Source organism: Brachybacterium muris (genome assembly GCF_016907455.1).
GTDB lineage: Bacteria > Actinomycetota > Actinomycetes > Actinomycetales > Dermabacteraceae > Brachybacterium > Brachybacterium muris.
Genome location: NZ_JAFBCB010000001.1, coordinates 484,473 through 502,553, shown reverse-complemented (window position 1 = coordinate 502,553; position 18,081 = coordinate 484,473). Strand labels below are relative to the sequence as shown.

The 18,081-nt window shown below is 69.2% G+C and carries 14 protein-coding genes; 12 read left to right on the top strand and 2 right to left on the bottom strand.

Annotated elements, in window-relative coordinates; genetic code table 11:
• Positions 1-71: 71 nt before the first annotated feature.
• Positions 72-821 (bottom strand): class I SAM-dependent methyltransferase, encoded by a 750-nt coding sequence (locus tag JOD52_RS02280; protein WP_204408663.1) that lies wholly within the window; start codon positions 819-821, stop codon positions 72-74.
• Positions 822-906: 85 nt separating this feature from the next.
• Positions 907-2,910, bottom strand: coding sequence for a sugar-binding domain-containing protein (locus JOD52_RS02275; protein WP_204408662.1), 2,004 nt, complete (start codon positions 2,908-2,910; stop codon positions 907-909).
• Between the two features lie 679 nt (positions 2,911-3,589).
• Here JOD52_RS02275 and JOD52_RS02270 point away from each other — a divergent pair.
• The 12 genes from JOD52_RS02270 to JOD52_RS02215 all read left to right on the top strand — a co-directional run bounded on the left by JOD52_RS02270 (position 3,590) and on the right by JOD52_RS02215 (position 18,054).
• On the top strand, positions 3,590-5,128 hold the full coding sequence (locus JOD52_RS02270) for a DEAD/DEAH box helicase (RefSeq protein WP_204408661.1): 1,539 nt from the start codon (positions 3,590-3,592) through the stop codon (positions 5,126-5,128).
• On the top strand, positions 5,125-5,535 hold the full coding sequence (locus tag JOD52_RS02265; protein ID WP_204408660.1) for a rhodanese-like domain-containing protein: 411 nt from the start codon (positions 5,125-5,127) through the stop codon (positions 5,533-5,535). Before JOD52_RS02270 ends, JOD52_RS02265 begins: the two co-directional genes overlap by 4 nt.
• Before the next feature lie 93 nt (positions 5,536-5,628).
• On the top strand, positions 5,629-6,654 hold the full coding sequence (locus tag JOD52_RS02260) for a cation diffusion facilitator family transporter (protein WP_446680596.1): 1,026 nt from the start codon (positions 5,629-5,631) through the stop codon (positions 6,652-6,654).
• A gap of 42 nt (positions 6,655-6,696) precedes the next feature.
• Positions 6,697-7,746: an LLM class flavin-dependent oxidoreductase gene (locus JOD52_RS02255; protein ID WP_204408659.1), complete on the top strand. Its 1,050-nt coding sequence runs from the start codon at positions 6,697-6,699 to the stop codon at positions 7,744-7,746.
• Between the two features lie 112 nt (positions 7,747-7,858).
• Entirely contained in the window at positions 7,859-8,698 is an 840-nt protein-coding gene (locus JOD52_RS02250) for an SAM hydrolase/SAM-dependent halogenase family protein (RefSeq protein ID WP_204408658.1), read from the top strand.
• Positions 8,699-8,818: 120 nt separating this feature from the next.
• On the top strand, positions 8,819-9,373 hold the full coding sequence (locus JOD52_RS02245) for an ECF-type riboflavin transporter substrate-binding protein (RefSeq protein WP_204408657.1): 555 nt from the start codon (positions 8,819-8,821) through the stop codon (positions 9,371-9,373).
• Positions 9,370-11,115, top strand: a complete 1,746-nt coding sequence (locus JOD52_RS17675) for an energy-coupling factor transporter ATPase (RefSeq protein WP_204408656.1) — start codon at positions 9,370-9,372, stop codon at positions 11,113-11,115. Before JOD52_RS02245 ends, JOD52_RS17675 begins: the two co-directional genes overlap by 4 nt.
• Positions 11,112-11,942: an energy-coupling factor transporter transmembrane component T family protein gene (locus tag JOD52_RS02235; protein ID WP_204408655.1), complete on the top strand. Its 831-nt coding sequence runs from the start codon at positions 11,112-11,114 to the stop codon at positions 11,940-11,942. The genes JOD52_RS17675 and JOD52_RS02235 overlap by 4 nt, the downstream gene beginning before the upstream one ends.
• 120 nt (positions 11,943-12,062) lie before the next feature.
• Positions 12,063-12,806, top strand: a complete 744-nt coding sequence (locus tag JOD52_RS02230) for a hypothetical protein (protein ID WP_204408654.1) — start codon at positions 12,063-12,065, stop codon at positions 12,804-12,806.
• 201 nt (positions 12,807-13,007) lie between these two features.
• Positions 13,008-14,990 (top strand): N-6 DNA methylase, encoded by a 1,983-nt coding sequence (locus tag JOD52_RS02225; RefSeq protein ID WP_204408653.1) that lies wholly within the window; start codon positions 13,008-13,010, stop codon positions 14,988-14,990.
• A complete protein-coding gene (locus JOD52_RS02220) occupies positions 14,987-16,189 on the top strand; it encodes a restriction endonuclease subunit S domain-containing protein (RefSeq protein ID WP_204408652.1) in 1,203 nt (400 codons plus the stop codon). The genes JOD52_RS02225 and JOD52_RS02220 overlap by 4 nt, the downstream gene beginning before the upstream one ends.
• Positions 16,186-18,054 carry a type I restriction endonuclease gene (locus tag JOD52_RS02215; protein WP_239551736.1) on the top strand — a complete coding sequence of 623 codons (1,869 nt, stop codon included), beginning with the start codon at positions 16,186-16,188 and terminating at the stop codon, positions 18,052-18,054. Before JOD52_RS02220 ends, JOD52_RS02215 begins: the two co-directional genes overlap by 4 nt.
• Positions 18,055-18,081 lie beyond the last annotated feature (27 nt).

The following is an 18,081-nucleotide window of genomic DNA, read 5'->3' as shown; positions in this document are numbered from 1 at the left end:
CAGGAGTGGGCCTCCAGCACTGTACGGCCCACCGGGCCGAAAGAGCCTGCGCTATGCGCGCACCGGCCGCTTCAGGTGAGGCGGTACACCGTGACGTGGCTGCGGGACTCCGCGGTGAACTCGGAACGGTCGAAGCCTGCCCAGCGGTTCTCCCGCTCGAAACCGGCCAGCTGCGCCATCAGGTCCAGTTCGGACGGCCACACGTAGCGGTGCGGGGTGCGGTCGATCTGCGCCTCACGGCTGCCATCCACCACGGGGTCGAATCGCACGTGGTGCGAGATGACGTGCTGGGCGAGGGTGTCGTAGGTGTCCACCAGCAGGTAGCCGGGCTCGGACACCTCCACGGTGCCACCGTGGCCGGGGGCGAGGGAGCGCAGCTGCGGCACCCACAGCTCGATCACGAAGCGTCCGCCCGGGGCGAGATGGCGGGCTGCGTTGCGGAAGCACTGCACCTGCTGCTCCTGGGTGAGCAGGTTGGAGATGGTGTTGAACACCAGGTAGGCGAGGGTGAACCCCTCCCCCGCACTCGCCGTGGTCATGTCGCCGTGGACGACGGGGATCGCGTCCTCGTCGGCCTTCTCCCGCAGCCGCGCGATCATCGGCGCGGACAGCTCGATGCCCGCCACCTCGACATCGGCCTCCCGCAACGGGATCGCCACCCGGCCGGTGCCGATGGCGAACTCGACGGCGCGCCCTCCGGCGGCGAGGTCCGCGAGCAGCTCCACCGTGGGCCCCAGCACCTCGGGAGCGAACGGGCCCTGCCCGGGGGTGTCGTAGGTGGCGGCGGCGTGCTCGTCCCAGAGGCGTGACTGATCGACCATGCGGCCATGCTCCCCTGCCGCATACCGCCGTGCCACCCAATATTCGGGGCCGGCACCCTGCAGGCAGGGTGTCGGCCCTGCCGTTTCAGCCCTCGTATGCGGCGCGCTGCTCCTGGACGGCGCGCAGCCGGGCCAGGTCCAGCTTGCGGCCGCGGTCGAAGTCGACGATGCCGTTCTTCTCCTGGAACACGTCGGTCATCTGCGTGTAGCAGTAGCCGAACATCAGCGGGTCCTCCAGCAGCACCCGGGTGAGTCCCTCGAAGCGTTCGTACAGCTGCTCCTCCGAGCGCACCCGCTCGCCGTACCCCCAGGAAGCCGCCTGGTCATTGCCGGTGCGGTCCCCGGCGGCGGCCTCCGCCGCCCGGCGGGCCTCCTCCTCGTTCCACCAGATGCCGCCGTACTCCGAGACGAAGTAGGGCTGTCCGGCGTAGGCCAGGGAGAAGGCGCCGTCGGCGAAGGGCATGTCGTCAGGGCCCAGCTCGCGGCGGTTCACGAAGGGGGTCCCCTCGGCCAGCCCCGACTGCTCGGTGCGGAAGGCCTCGACATCCTGCTCGTAGGAGTGGGAGTCGTACACGTCGGCCCCGCGCACCCGGTGGGAGTAGCCGGAGGCATCCAGCACCGGACGGGTGGGGTCGGCCAGCTTGGTGGCGTCGTACATCGCCTGCGTGACGTCGTCGAGCTGGGTGAGGCGGTCGTGGAGCACCTGGTGGGTCTCGTTCAGCGGGCACCAGCCGACGATCGACGGGTGGTTGATGTCGCGGGCCACGGCCTGCACCCATTCGTCCACGAAGGAGGCGGCGGGCTGCTGGTTGTGGCCCATGGCCCCGCTGCCGGAGGCGCCCCAGTCGCCGAACTCGCCCCAGGTGAGGTAGCCGTACAGGTCGGCCCAGAACAGCATGCGCTGCTCGAACACCTTCTGGTGCAGGCGGGCCCCGTTGAAGCCGGCCTCCAGCGCCAGACGGATGTCGGTGGTCATCGCCTCGTCCGAGGGGGAGGTCATGAAGGTGTCCTCCCAGTAGCCCTGGTCCAGCACCAGGCGCTGGAACACCTTCTCGCCGTTGATGCGGAACTCGTGGCCGTTCAGGGAGGTGGAGCGCAGGCCCGCATAGGAGGCGGCCTCATCGAGCACCTGACCGTCGACATCCAGCAGCCGCACCTGCAGTGCGTACAGCTCGGGGCTGCCCGGGCCCCACACCCGCACGTGCTCGGCGGGGATCACCAGTTCCAGGTGGGGGGCGAGGTCCAGGTCCGCCCGCACCTCGGCGCGGGCCACCTCCTCGCCGCCGGGCACGTGCGCGATCACCTCGAGGCGGGTGCCCGGGGTGGAGCGGGACAGCGGCGCGTCGATCGCGAAGGAGCCGGAGGCCAGCGAGGGGATGATGCGCAGCGAGCGGATCTCGTCGGCCGGGACGCCCTCGAGCCATACCGTCTGCCAGATGCCGGTGGTGCGGTGGTAGCTGGCATGGGTGGAGTGGAACCAGTTGGACTGCTTGCCGCGTGCCTGGGGCACGTCGTGCGGGTCCCGGGCGCGCACCACGATGGTGAGCTCGGAGCCGGGGCCCACGCCCTCCAGGGTGGACAGGTCGGCGCTGAAGGGGGTGAAGCCGCCGCGGTGGCGGGCCACCTCGGTGCCGTTGACCCACACGGTGGCCTCGTGGTCCACGGCCTCGAAGCGCAGGATGGGGCGCAGCCCCTCCCAGTCGGTGGGGACGGTGACGGTGCGGCGATACCAGACGGCCTCGAGGAAGTCGCGGTTGCCGATGCCGGAGGCGGCGGTCTCCGGGGCGAAGGGCACCATGATCTGTGAGTCCAGCTCGCTGTCCACCAGGCCCCGCTCGCGCCCGGAGTCGCCCTGGTCGATCTTAAACTGCCAGGTGCCGTTGAGGCTCATCCAGGTGGGGCGGTGGAACTGGGGGCGAGGGTGCTCGGGGCGCGGCACCGTGCCTGCCGCGTCGGCGGCTTCACCGGCAACGGGGGCGGTCGACGGGGGGCCGTCGAGGTGCCCGGCGAGCTCCTCGGCGCGGGCGAAGAGGGCAGTGAGGTTCTCGGGCAGGGCAGCCGGATCGGGGGTGGGGCGGGTGGTGCTCACAGAGGGCTCCTCGGGGTTCTCGGATCTGCACTGATCAGGGTGAGTCCAGTGAACCGCACTCCCTGCCCACAGACTGCAGATCGCACAGAACATGGCCAGTGCCGTGGTGGGCGGGCTGCCGCTGCTGATCGTGTTCGTGCTGTTCCAGCGCCAGATCGTCAAGGGCTTCGCCTCCGCGGGCCTGGGCGGCGGGCAGTAGTCCGCAGCAGACCGGCGTTTCTGTCGTTCCACCGCGGCCTCAATCCCCCCACCGCGATGTCAATCCCCCCATCCCGCCCACCGCGACCTCAATCCCCCCCCCGCACGCATCGAGTGCGACGTTATGAACAGATAGACGCAGCCCAACTGTTCATAACGTCGCACTCGCTGCTCGTCGACCAGCATCCACCCGGACAGCGAGCAACAGGAGCCACGCCCAGACCCCGCCCCGCTCCGGCTCGGTCACATTCGGCGGGCCGGATTGCGCGTAACGGCCCCGGACCACGTACGGTGGCAGGGACGGTCGCCGTCGAATCTCGCCGCGACGACCTGCCGCGGAGACCATCCCGATCCTCTGATCGGTCCTGTGCCCGAAGGACGGGCCCTGTCTCCGCCGGCCGCGCAGCATCCCGCACACCGGGGCCTCTGGTGATTGCGACGCACGCGCCCCGGCGAACCCACCTTCATGAACGGATCCCTTGTGACCTCCCCTGATTTCGCACGCCTCGGCGTGCCCTCCGTGCTGACCGACGCCCTTGCGCCCCTCGGCATCACCACCCCCACCCCGATCCAGGCCGCCACCCTGCCCGACTCCCTCGCGGGTCGGGACGTGCTGGGCCGCGGCCGTACCGGCTCGGGCAAGACCTACGCCTTCCTGCTGCCCCTGGTGGTGCGCCTGCAGGAGTCCGACCGCAAGCGCAGCCCCCGCAAGCCCCGCTCGCTGATCCTGGCCCCCACCCGTGAGCTGGCCGCCCAGATCAGCGACTCGCTGGCGCCGCTGGCCAAGGCCACCGGGCTGCGCACCGCCACCGTGTTCGGCGGCGTCGGCCAGAAGCCCCAGGTGGACGCGCTCGAGCGCGGCCTGGACGTGCTGGTGGCCTGCCCCGGCCGCCTGCTGGACCTGATGGGCCAGGGCCACGCCGACCTCTCCGCCATCGAGGTGACGATCCTCGACGAGGCCGATCACATGGCCGACATGGGCTTCCTTCCGATGGTGCGCCGCATCCTGGACAAAACCCCCTCCAAGGGCCAGCGGATGCTGTTCTCCGCCACCCTGGACGCCGGAGTGGGCACCCTGGTCAAGCAGTACCTGCACTCCCCCGTCACCCATGAGGCCGATCCGGCCACGGCGACGGTGACCAAGATGGAGCACCACGTCCTGGAGGTCACCGAGGGTGACCGCTTCGACGTGCTGCTGGACCTGGCCTCCGCGCCGGGCCGCACCATCCTGTTCACCCGCACCAAGTACGGCGCCAAGAAGCTGGCCAAGAAACTGGTCTCCAGCGGCGTGGACGCGGTGGAGCTGCACGGCAACCTGTCCCAGGGCGCCCGCACCCGCAACCTCGAGGCCTTCGGCAAGGGCGGGGCCACCACCCTGGTCTCCACCGACATCGCCGCCCGCGGCATCCACGTGGACGAGGTGGCCCTGGTGGTCCACGCCGATCCGCCCGTGGAGCACAAGGCGTACCTGCACCGCTCGGGCCGCACCGCCCGCGCCGGCGAGGCCGGCACCGTGATCACGGTGCAGACCCCGGAGCAGCGCAGCGACGTGTCCTCCCTGATGCGCGCCGCGAAGATCCGCCCCCAGATCCACTCCGCCGTGCGCACCGGCAGCGAGGTGCTGAAGCGCCTGGCCCCCGGCGAGCGCGTGTTCGGCGAGGTCCCCGACCGCGCCCCGGTCCAGGAGACCGGTGGCCGCGGCAGCGGTGGCGGTCGCCGCTCCGGTGGCGGTCGTGGCGGCTCCGGCGGTCGCTCCGGTGCCGGTGGCGGTCAGGGGCGCCGTCGCTCCGGTGGCGGTCGTTCCGAGTCCGACGTGACCGTGGGCGGCTCCGGCCGCTCCGGCGGTGGCTCCCGTTCCGGTCGCGGCAGCGGCTCCGGTCGCTCCGGCTCCGGGCAGGGCTCCTCCGGGCGTTCGCGCTCCGGCGGCGGTCGTTCCGGTGGCACCAGCTACTCGACCTCCTCCACCGGTTCCTCCGGTGGCGGCCTGGCCTCCTTCTCCGCGAGCCGACGCGGCCGATGACCACCCCACGCAGCATCGATGAGGTGCTCGCGGACTCTCGGGATGGCGTGGACCGGGTCGAACCTGCCCAGCTGCACTCCCTGCTCGAGGGCGACGGGGCGCACGTGATCGACGTGCGCTCCGCCATCACCCGGGACGTCGAGGGCCATATCCCCGGTGCGGTGGTGGTGGAGCGCCTGGTGCTCGAGTGGCGCCTGGACCCGGCAAGCCCCCATCGGATGGAGGGCGGCCCTAAGCACACGGACCTCGTGGTCGTCGTGTGCAACGAGGGATACCACTCCTCGCTCGCCGCCCGCGACCTGCGCCGGCTCGGCTTCAGCCGCGCCACCGACCTGGTCGGCGGGTTCCGTGCGTGGAAGGCCGACGGTTTCCCCGTCGAGGACCGGCCCACGCGGTACGTCGACTGAGCCCCAGACGGCTGCTGAGCGCCCCTCAGAGCGGTACCGTCTGAGAGCGCCCGCTCCCCCGTGGCGCATGGATCAGCCCGAAGCGGAGAGACCGTGACCGAAGAACCCAGCGCCAGCACTCCCGGCGACCCCTCCTCGCAGGGACCCGCTCCTCACGGCGACCGTGCACCGTCGCGGGCCGTGGACCTCACCCGTTTCGCCTGGCTGTCGATCGCCGCGGCCATCGCCACCATCGCCCTGAAGACGGGGGCCTGGGCGATGACCGGCTCGGTGGGCCTGCTCTCGGACGCCGCCGAGTCCACCGTGAACCTGGTGGCAGCGGTTGTGGCGCTGATCGCGCTGAAGGTCGCTGCGCAGCCCGCCACCGAGCGGTTCCTCTACGGCCGCGCGAAGGCGGAGTACTTCTCCGCCGCGGTGGAGGGGGCGATGATCTTCGTGGCCGCCGCGGTCATCCTGGTCACCGCCGTGGAGCGGTTCGTGAACCCCCAGCCGCTGGAGAACGTGGGCTGGGGCCTGGTGATCTCGGTGGTGGCCTCCCTGATCAACGGGGCCGTGGCGTTCGTGCTGATCAGGGCTGGGCGCCGCTACCGCTCCATCACCCTGCGGGCCGACGGCCGCCACCTGCTCACCGACGTGTGGACCTCGGTGGGTGTGATCGTGGGCGTGGGACTGGTGGGCCTGACCGGCTGGGAGCGGCTGGACGCCGTGGTCGCCTTCGCCGTCGGCGTCAACATCATCATCACGGGCGTGTCCCTGGTCAGCGAGTCCGTCTCCGGACTGCTGGACAAGTCGCTGTCCGAGGAGGACCACGAGGTGATCCGGGCGATCCTCCAGCGCCGCACCGACGGCAGCGTCACCTTCCACGGCCTGCAGACCCGCGAGGCCGGGCAGCAGAAGTTCATGAACGTGCACGTGCTGGTGCCGGACGAGTGGACCGTCAAGCACGGCCACGACTACATCGAGGAGCTCGAACGCGAGCTCACCGCGGCCCTCCCGGAGCTCACCGTGCTCACGCACCTGGAGCCGATCTCGGACCCGGCCAGCTACGAGGACATCCCCGAGGCGCACGTGCGGATCCACGACGACGACCACGACCCCACCCGGCCGCCGCAGGCGTAAGCGCGTGCCCCACGTCTAGCCGGCATGGATAGGCTCGACGGCATGACCGCCTCCGATGCCAGCACCGACACGACTTCCAGCTCCGTCCCCCACGTCCCCCTCTCGATCCTGGACCTGGTGTCCATCTCGGAGGGGCAGTCCACCCGCGATGCGATCGCCGCCTCGATGGAGGGTGCGAAGACCGCGGACCGGCTGGGCTATGAGCGCTATTGGTTCGCCGAGCATCACAACACCGATGCGCTGGCCTCCAGCGCCACCAGCCTGCTGATCGACCGTGCCGCGTCGCTGACCGAGCGGATCCGGGTGGGTTCGGGCGGGATCATGCTGCCCAACCATTCGCCGCTGGCGGTGATCGAGCAGTTCGGCACCCTGGTGCAGTTCCACGGCGACCGCATCGACCTGGGTCTGGGCCGGGCCCCGGGCACCGACCAGCTCACCGCGCAGCTGCTGGCCCGCACCTCTGCCGAGCCGCATGCCTTCATCGCCGCGGTGGAGCAGATGCGCGACTGGTCCCGCGAGGAGTCCACCGGCGGGCTGCCCATCAGCGCGGGAGTGGCCAAGGGCACCGAGGTGCCGATGTGGATCCTGGGCTCCACCGCCAACGGTGCCCGCCTCGCCGCCCAGCTGGGGATGCCGTTCTCGGTGGCCTCGCACTTCGCGCCCTTCCAGTACCTGCAGGCCCTGGACGTGTACCGCGCGAACTTCGATGCGAACGCCCCCTCGGCACAGATCGCCGAACCGCGCACCATGGTGGGCGTGAACCTGGTGGTGGCCGAGACCGACGAGGAGGCCCAGCGTCAGTTCACCACCCTGCAGCAGATGTTCCTGGGGGTGGTGACCGGCCAGCGCCAGAAGATCCAGCCGCCGCGCCCGCTGGAGGAGGTGGCTCCGGAGCACCTGATCTCCCAGGTGGACCAGACCCTCTCGATCCGCGCCGTGGGCTCCCCCGCCACCGTGGTCGCCCAGTTGGAGGCGATCGTGGCATCCACCGGCGCCGACGAGCTCATCCTCACCGCGTACCACTTCGACCCAGCCGACCGCCTGCGCAGCCTCGAGTTGCTGGCCGAGGCCTGGGGGCTGCCGGGCGCCTGAGCCGGCGCCCCGCCCGGCTCACCCCCGGTGGGCCGCCAGCGGATAATCCTCCCCGCGTTCATCTGGCGACACACGAGCGGCTCACCTGCGTGTTGTGTTGGATAATGCCAGGATGCATCCCCTCGTACTGCAGTCCGACTTCGGCCTGGACGACGGTGCGGTCAGCGCCATGGTTGGCGTGGCCGTAGCCGTCGACCCCGGCCTGCGCATCCACGACCTCACCCACAACATCCCGCCCTACGACATCTGGGAGGGCTCTTACAGGCTGGCCCAGGTGATCTCGTACTGGCCTGCCGGCACCGTGTTCGTCTCGGTGGTGGATCCCGGTGTGGGCTCGGACCGGCTGAGCGTGGTGGCCCGCACCCGCACCGGGCACCTGGTGGTGACCCCGGACAACGGCACCCTCACCCACCTGCACAGCATCTTCGGCATCGAGCAGCTGCGGCAGATCGACGAGACCATGAACCGCCGTGAAGGCTCCGAGGAGTCCTACACCTTCCACGGGCGCGACATCTACGCGTACACCGGTGCGCGGCTCGCCTCCGGCGCGATCACCTACGAGCAGGTGGGCCCCGAGGTGCCGCTGCAGGAGCTGGTGTCGCTGCCGCTGGTGGAACCCGAGGCCACCGGCGGCGCGGTGCACGGCACGATCGACACCCTGGACGTTCGCTACGGCTCCCTGTGGACCTCCATCCCCCGGGAGCTGTTCCGTGAGCTGGGCGTGGGCCACGGCGGCAGGGTCACGGTGCGGGTCAGCCACCACGACGCCGTGGTGCACGCCGCCCAGATGACCTACGCCCGCAGCTTCGCCGACGTCGAGGTGGGTGAGTCGCTGCTGTACGTGAACTCCCTGGACCGCATGGCCGTGGCCATCAACCGCGGCCACTACGCCCGCGCCTTCTCCCTGGGCACCGGCACCTCCTGGCGGGTGCGACTCGAACCGGCCACCTGAGAGCCCGCCATCGCTGTTCCGCCCTCGAACAGCCCCGTCGTTGAACATCACCATCCCCCTCGTCCGTCCTCCCCTCCCCCTCCGACACCTCACCGGAACCCCTCCCCCGAAGGAAACCTCATGTCCCGCACCCCGTCCCCCGTCGTCCAGGTGGTCGCCATCGGCATCGGCGCCGCCCTGTTCTTCGTGCTGGGTCGCTTCGTGGCGATCCCCACCCCGATCCCCAACACCACCATCTCCATCCAGTACGCGATCCTCGCTGTACTCGCCGTGCTCTACGGCCCCTGGGTGGGCCTGCTCGCCGGCCTCATCGGCCACCTGCTGATCGACGTCACCGGCTACGGCATCTGGATCAGCTGGGAAGCGGCCTCCGGTGTGTTCGGCCTGGTCGTCGGCCTGATGCTGCTGCGCCACCGGATCCACGACGGCGAGTTCTCCGGCGCCACCGCGTTCCGCTTCGTCCTCGCGGTGGCGATCGCGCACGCCGCGGCCTGGTTGCTGATCGCGCCGTTGGGTGACGTGCTGATCTACAACGAGCCCGCCGGGAAGGTGTGGGCCCAGGGCGGCCTCGCGTTCGTCGCCAACACCATCACCACCGCCGTGCTGGGCACCCTGATCCTCGCGGTCTACGCCCGCACCCGCACCAAGACCGGGTCGCTCACGGTCCAGTCGTGACCCACGCCGCCGAGCCGCTCATCGAGCTGCGCGGGTACTGCTTCCAGTACCGCGCGCAGTCCGAGCCCACCCTTCACGACATCGACCTGGTGATCAGGCGTGGCGAGAAGGTGGCGGTGATCGGTGCGTCCGGCTCTGGTAAGTCCACCCTGCTCTCGGTGCTGAACGGGCTGATCCCCCACCACCACCGGGGCACGGCCACGGGCACGGTGCGGGTGTGCGGCAACGACCCGGCCGCGGTGCCGCTGGTGGAGACCTCCCGGCGCGTGGGCACGGTGCTGCAGGACACCTCCGGGCAGTTCGTGGGCCTCACCGTGGGTGAGGACATCGCCTTCAGCCTGGAGAACCAGCAGGTCCCCCACGCGCAGATGCCGCAGCGGGTGCAGCATGCCGCTTCCATCGTGGGGATCCAGGACCGGCTGGCGTCCTCCCCGCACGAGCTCTCCGGTGGGCAGAAGCAGCGGGTGGCGATGGCCGGGGTGCTGGTGGACGACGTGGAGGTGCTGCTGTTCGACGAACCCTTGGCGAACCTGGACCCGGCTGCGGGGCGCGCCGCGGTCGAGTTGATCGATGACCTGCACCGCGAGCACGGCCGCACCGTGGTGATCGTGGAGCACCGCCTGGAGGACGTGCTGCACCGCCCAGTGGACCGGATCGTGCTGATGGCCGGGGGTCGGATCGTGGCCGATGCCCCGCCGGACGAGGTGCTGGTCTCGGGCCTGCTGGAGCAGCACGGCATCCGACCGCCCCTGCACCTGGCGGCCCTGCGGATGGCCGGTGCACCTGCCCGCGCCGAGCAGCACCCGGCGGACCTGACGGCGATGGAACTGGACGAGGATCAGGTCGCGGCGGTGCGGGAGTGGGTGGCCGGCACCGATGCCGCCCGTCCCGATGTCGCGCCCGGCCGGGCCGTCGCGCTCGAACTGGACCGGGTGGGCTGTGTGCTGCCGCGCGCGGGCGATGCCCCCGGCACCCGGGCCGTGCAGGACGTCAGCGCCCGCGTCCATGCCGGGGAGATGATCGGCGTGCTGGGCTCCAACGGTGCCGGGAAGTCCACCCTGGCGCGCGTGGTGTGCGGTTTCGAGAAGGCCACCGAGGGAGTGGTGCGCCTCGGCTCGGTCGATGCCTCGGGGTGGACCCTCGCCGAGCGGGGCGAGCACGTGGGCTTCGTGCTGCAGGAGCCGGGGCAGATGATCTCCCGCCCCCTGATCACCGAGGAGATCGAGCTGGGGCTGCGTGCGCGCGGCCTGGACGAGCAGGTGATCGCCGAGCGCACCGCCCGGGTGCTGGAGGTGTGCGGCCTGCGGCCGTTCCGCAGCTGGCCCGTCTCGGCGCTGAGCCACGGCCAGAAGAAGCGGGTCACCATCGCCTCGATCCTGGCGCTGGAGCCCGAGGTGCTGATCCTGGACGAGCCCACCGCCGGGCAGGACTACGCCCATTACAGCGAGTTCATGGACTTCCTGACCCGCATCAACAAGCTCGGCACCACGGTGCTGCTGATCACCCACGACATGCACCTGGCGCTGGAGTACACCGACCGGGTGCTGGTGATGAGCGGGGGGCGCCTGCTGGCCGACACCGATCCGGCCGCGGCCCTCACCGACGAGGATCTCACCTCTCGCGCCGACCTGGTGACCACGGGACTGTTCACCCTCTCGCAGCGCTGCGGGATCGCGGATCCGGTGCGCCTGGTGCACCGCTTCGTGCAGGCCGACAGAGCCGAACGGGGTGGGTCTCGATGAGTTCACCACTGCTGGGGTATGTGCCCCGCCAGGGATGGCTGCACACCCTCACCGGGGTGTCCAAGCTGGTGCTGGTGCTCGCCCTGGTGGTGGGCGCGATGATCAGCTTCGATGCGCGCTACCTGCTGGGGCTGTCCCTGCTGTCCGTGGTGCTGTGGGCGGTGTCGCGGGTGCGGCTGCGGGACCTCGCGGTGGTGCTGTGGCTGATCGCGATCTTCATGGTGCTGAACAACCTGCTGATCTTCGTGTTCGCCCCCGGTTACGGCGAGCAGCTGTTCGGCTCCCGCACGCTGCTGGTGGACGGCCCCTGGCGGTGGGACCTCACCGCGCAGCAGCTGTTCTACCAGCTGGTCGTGACCCTGAAGTACTTCGCGGTGCTGCCGGGGGTGCTGCTGTTCATCACCACCACGCGGCCCCCGGAGTTCGCATCCTCCCTGAACCGGATCGGGGTGCCGTACCGCGCCGCCTACGCGGTGTCCCTGGCGCTGCGGTACATCCCGGACGTCCAGCGGGACTTCCGCACCATCTCCCAGGCGCAGCAGGCCCGCGGCCTGGACGTGTCCCGCAAGGTGGGGCTCGGCACCCGGATCCGCAACCTGACCTCGACACTCATGCCCCTGCTGCTGGGGGCCTTCGACCGGATCGAGTCGGTGGCTGCGGCGATGGAGCTGCGCGGCTTCGGGCGCGGGAAGGGCCGCACCTGGTTCGATCAGCGGCCCCTGCGCACCCGGGACGTGGTGGTGATGGTGGCGGCCGTGCTGCTGCTGGCGACCTCGGTCGCGCTCGTGGTGCTGGGCGGTGGCCGCTGGTGGAACCCCTTCGCCTGACCGACCGGTGAGCGCGGGTTCCCAGCGGGCACCCTGACAGAACGGGCCCGCACAGCTACCCTGAGGGGCACTGTGACCCCGCTCACTGCGGGGGCGTTCATCCTGACCAGGAGGCACACGATGACTCAGCCCACCAATGACGGCCGCACCGGACCGCTCCCCCCGGCCGGATTGCAGCACGCCGACGCCGACGGTGACCGCGACCTGCTGGGCCGCGAGGACGACCGACTGGACAGCCGCACCTCCGCCGAACGCGACGAGGCCGAGCGCTACGGCCAGGACCGCGACACCTCGCCCCGCGCCGATCACGGCGACCCCGAGCGCGGGGTGGACCGTGAGGCGACCATCGATCCGAACTACGACGTCGAGGAGGATCCCAATGTGATCTCCCTGGCCGAGCAGGACGGCGAGGGCAAGGACGGCACGTCCGCGAGTCGTCAGCGCCAGGCCGAGGAGCGCCTGGCCGAGGGCTATGACGCTGACCGCGACCACGACGGCGACCGCGACCTGGATCGTGACCGCGACCGTCGGGATGACGACGGCCTGCTGGACCGCGACCGCGATCGCCGCGACGACGGTCTGCGGGACGGCGATGCCCGTGGTGGCGCGCACCGAGCCGATGGCCCCGCTCGTGAGGGCGACCTCGACCGCGAGGACGGCCTGCTGGACCGCGATCGGGACGGCTACGGGGACGAGGGCCCGGCCCGCCGCGGCAACCCCGGCCCCGCTGAGGGACTGCTGGACCGCGACGGGGACGCTCGCCGGGACGATGGTCTGGGCCGCGATGGCGACCTCCTCCGGAAGGATCCGCGTCGTGACGACGGTCTAATGGACGGCGACCACCGCGGCGAAGCGCTGCGCTGACCCCCTGCGCGTCCGACGCGAGGGCCCCGCGCCTGTCGGTGCGGGGCCCTCGTCCGTTCACCCGCCAAGTCAAGAAACCAGTCCGCCGGCCCGCCCTTTTGGTACCTGAGCTGGGATTTCTGTAGCCAGAGCGCAAGCGGTGCGAGGCGGAGTGGCACCCCTGACAGCCTGCAGGCCCCGGAGGAAGCTAGCCTGAGCATCGTGTCCACTACCTTCAATCACGCCCAGTTCATCTGGTCCGCTGCGGACATCCTGCGCAGCACGTATAAGCAGCACCAGTACGGGGATGTGATCCTGCCGTTTACTGTGCTGGCGCGCTTGGATGCGGTGCTCGCCCCGACGAAGGAGGCGGTGGTCCGCGAGCTCGCGGGCTTCGACCGGGATCGGATGCCTTCGGCGGCGATGCTGCGCAACAAGGCGGGTCACGAGTACTCGTTCTTCAATGCCTCTCGGCACGATCTGAAGTCACTGCAAGGCGATCCGGACAACCTCGAGGAGAACCTGCGCGACTACGTGGGCGCGTTCTCGGAGAACGTGCGGGACATCTTCGAGAAGTACAAGTTCGAGGACGCGATCATCGACCTGGCCCGCAACGACCTGCTGCTGCAGGTGCTGCAGCACTTCGCAAAGGTCGATCTGCATCCGCAGGCGGTCAGCAACGAGCAGATGGGCCACATCTTCGAGGAGCTGATCCGCAAGTTCGCCGAGGCATCCAACGAGACCGCCGGTGAGCACTTCACGCCGCGCGAGGTCATCGAGTTGATGGTGACGATCCTGCTGGATGGGGATCCGGATCTGGGCAAGGACCACGTGGTGCGCAGCGTGTACGACCCGACGGCAGGCACGGGCGGCATGCTCTCGGTGGCCGATGACAAGATCAGGTCCTACAACAAGACGGCGCAGGTGAGCCTTCTGGGGCAGGAGATCAACCCGGCCTCGTACGCGATCTGCAAGGCCGACATGGTGGTCAAGGGACAGCCCATCGACAACATCGTGCTGGGCAACACCCTCACGCAGCCGGCCTTTCGCGGGCAGTCGTTCCACTACGGGCTGTCGAACCCACCGTTCGGCGTGGACTGGAAGCAGTTCAAGAAGTCAGTGGAGGACGAGCACAAGCTCCGCGGATTCGCGGGTCGCTTCGGGCCCGGACTTCCGCGGGTATCAGACGGATCGCTGCTGTTCCTCATGCACTTGATCTCCACGCTGCGCGCACCGAAACCCGCTCAGTCGAACCACACGGCCGGGCGGGGGGCGATCGTCCTGAACGGTTCACCGCTGTTCACGGGCGGGGCGGGCTCGGGCGAGTCGAACATTCGGCGCTGGGTGCTGGAGAACGACTATCTCGAGGCGATCATCGGCCTGCCCACGGACATGTTCTACAACACCGGCATCGCTACCTACGTGTGGATCCTGTCCAAGGACAAGGCCCCGGAACGACGCGGCAAGGTGCAGCTGATCGACGCGACAGGCATGTTCGAGAAGATGCGCAAGTCCGTGGGCTCCAAGCGCCGGTACCTGTCGGAGAGGAACATCGAGGAGATCACGCGGCTGTACAACGCCTTCGAGGACGCGGAGCACTCGAAGATCTTCGCCATCGAGGACTTCTTCTACCGGAGCATCACGGTGGAGCGACCCATGCGCCGCAACTATGCGCTCACCCCCGAGCGGATCGAGCGGACAATGGCAGCACGGCAGGTCACCAAGCTGCAGGACGCCGAGCGCGAGGCACTGCGGGATGCCCTCGGTGCAGCGGCCGACGCAGCAGGTGGCATAGTCTCCACCAGCCGTGCGGTGTTCACGAAGGATCTGAAAGCAGCACTGGACGAGCACGGGCTGAAGCTCACGCCCGCTGTGCTGAAAGTTCTGATCGGTGAGCTTTCTGAGCACGACGAGGATGGCGAACTGGTGACCGGACCGGGCGGCAAGAGCGTGGCCGACGCATCCCTGCGGGACACCGAGAACGTTCCGTGGGACGAGGACGTGGAGGAATACCTTCAGCGCGAGGTGATCCCTTTCGTGCCCGATGCATGGATCGATCACACCAAGACCAAGGAAGGCGCAGAGATCCCCTTCACGCGCCATTTCTACGAGTACGTCCCGCCGCGCCCCCTCCAGGAGATCGACCAGGACCTCGACGAGGTGCTGGGGCGGATCCGCGTCCGGCTGGCGGAGGTGAAGGGGTGAGCGCAGCGAACTGGCGCACTACTCGGCTATCTCGAGCTGTGAGTATCCGTAGCGGACGCGACTTCGCGGAAGTTGCTGACCCTGATGGCGAGTTCCCCGTCTTCGGATCCGGCGGAGAATTCGCGCGTGCGTCCGAATACCTGTACTGCGGCCAAGGCGTGATCTTCGGGCGCAAAGGGACGATCAACCGACCGACCCCCGTCAACGGAAAATTCTGGGTCACGGATACCGGCTACTTTGTCGAGCCGAAGAGCGGCGTCCTGGATGCACGGTTCCTCTCCTACTGGTCGCTCCGTTTCCCGTTCAGGTACTACGCCACCGATACCGCGCTGCCGAGCATGACTCGAAGCGACATCGGGTGTGAGCCGATCTCCGTTCCCCCGCTCGTCACACAGCACAGCATCGCCGACTACCTCGACCACGAGACTGCCGAGATCGACGCGCTCATCGCGGACCTCGGCGAGCTCGACACGCTGACTGCCGAGCGCTGCGACAACGAGCGAGAGCAACTCTTCGCGGTGCACCGAGACAACCGTCTTGCGCTGCGCAGACTCGAGTTGACCATCCGCACCGGCGTCAGCGTCAACGCGAGCTCCTACCCGGCTCTCTCGGGCACCCCCGGGGTGCTCAAGACCGGCGCCGTCTCCCGTGGCTTCTTCGACCCGTATGAGAACAAGGCTGTTGAGGACCCGATTGAGGAACGGCGGCTCACGTGCCCCGTTCGCGGTGACACGATCGTCGTGAATCGCGCCAACACGCCAGATCTCGTCGGCAGCGCCGCGTACGTTTCCGATGATCACCCCCGCCTCTTTCTGTCGGATCTCCTTTGGGAAGTCACTACGGGACGGGCATCGCACGAATTCCTCTCCCAATGGATGCAGACGTATGACTACAGGGAGCAGATCACCCTCATCCGAACAGGTGCCAGTTCATCGATGCAGAAGATCGCCAAGGAGCGGTTCATGCAGCTGGTGGTGCCCATTCCCGACTCGGGCACGCAACTCCAGATCGCAGAGCGAGCGAGCGCCATTGCCGCTGGCCGCCGCTCATCATCGGCAGAGATCACCCGCGCCATCGCCCTCGCCAAGGAGCGGCGGGCAGCGCTCATCACGGCCGCAGTCACGGGCCAGATCGACGTCACTGCAACACGCCGTCCCGCAGCAGAGCAGCTCGAGGACGACATCAAGGAGCTGACATGAGCGCGTCCGGCCTGCACCAGGAACTCCCCTTCCAGGACGAGATCGCCTCACACCTCGAGGCCCACGGCTGGCTGCGCTCCCGCAACAGTGCAGGCTATGACAAGGAACGCGCTCTCTTCCCGGAGGACCTGCTGGGCTGGCTCCAGGACACCCAGCCCAAGGAATACGAGAAGATCGTCGCCCCCGGCCTCACCGGCGAGGCACGCGAGAAGGCCGAGGCCCGCATCCTTGACCGCGTCGTCAAGGTGCTCGCTGCGGACGAGGCCCATGGCGGAGGCACCCTGGGTGTGCTCCGCAAGGGCTTCGACATGGTGGGCCTGCGCCACGGCTTCAAAGCGATGCAGATGCCGCCGGCAGATGACCGGAACCCGGACCTCACCGTCCGGTACGCGAAGAACCGTCTGCGTGTGATGCAGGAGGCCATCTACTCGAAGGACAAGACCGACCGCATCGACCTGGTGCTGTTCTGCAACGGCCTGCCAGTGGCGACCATCGAGCTCAAGACCGACTACACCCAGACCCTGGCCCAGGGTATCGCCCAGTACCGCGATGACCGGTCCCCGGTGAACGAGCCGCTGCTCACCGAGTTCCGCGGCGCCCTGGTGCACTTCGTCGTCACCGACACCCGCATCGTGATGACCACCAAGCTCGAGGGCCCAGGCACCACGTTCCTGCCGTTCGACATGGGGCACGACAACGGTGCCGGGAACCCGCCGGAGACCGGCACTTCGTTCTTCTGGAAGGACGTCCTCGATCGCGACGCCTGGCTCGCGATCCTCGCCAAGTTCATCTACATCAACCATGATACCCGAGAGGACCCGCTGACCGGCGAGGTCACAGACAAGCGGCGCATTCGCTTCCCCCGGTTCCACCAGTGGCGGGCCGTCACGCGCCTGGCCGCTGCCGCCCGCAATGAAGGCCCCGGCCACCACTACCTGATCCAGCACTCCGCAGGCTCCGGCAAGACCGACTCCATCGCCTGGACCGCCCACCGCCTGTCCACCCTCCACACGCCAGAGGGCACCAAGGTGTTCGACACGGTCATCGTCATCGCCGACCGCCAGGTGCTGGACCGTCAGCTTCAGGACGCCGTCGATCAGCTCGTCACCACCACCGGTACGTTCCAAGCGATCACCCGTGGCTCGGGCAGCTCCAAGACGAAGCTGCTGCGCGAGGCGCTGACCGCGGGCGTGCCGATCATCGGCGTCACCATTCAGACCTTTCCGTACGTGCTCACGGCCCTCAAAGAAGCTGCCGAGAAGGGCGAGGACAGCTCCATCGCTGGCAAGCGGTTCGCCGTCATCGCCGATGAGGCCCACTCTTCCCAGTCGGGCGAGGCCTCCGCCGCCGTCCGCAAGGTCGTCTACCTCAACGACCCCGCCTCCGGTCTCGACGAGGACGCCGAGCCAGGCGCCGATCAGGATGCGCTGGTCGCCATGGCCGCCAAGGTCGATGCCGATCAGCGCATCTCGTTCTTCGCCTTCACCGCCACCCCCAAGGCCAAGACGCTCGAACAGTTCGGGCGCCCCGGGCCCGACGGCAAGCCCGCCCCCTTCGACCTGTACTCGATGAAACAGGCGATCGAGGAGGGATTCATCCTCGACGTGCTGAAGAACTACACGACGTACGAGAGGGCAGCCCGGATCTCCCTGAAGGCCGGTGGCGAGGACATCGAGGTCGATGCCCGCACCGGCACCCAGGCGTACCTGACGGCGGTGAACCTGCACCCCACGAACATCGACCAGAAGGTGCGCGAGATCATCCGGCACTACCTCGCGGCCGTGCAGCCGGTGAGTATTCGTAGTCGTGGGAGCCACCGAATCTTGCTCTTGGGGACCGCCGATCGTGCCGACGGGGGCCAGTAGCCGCCGCGGTGGGGACCACTGGCTCCC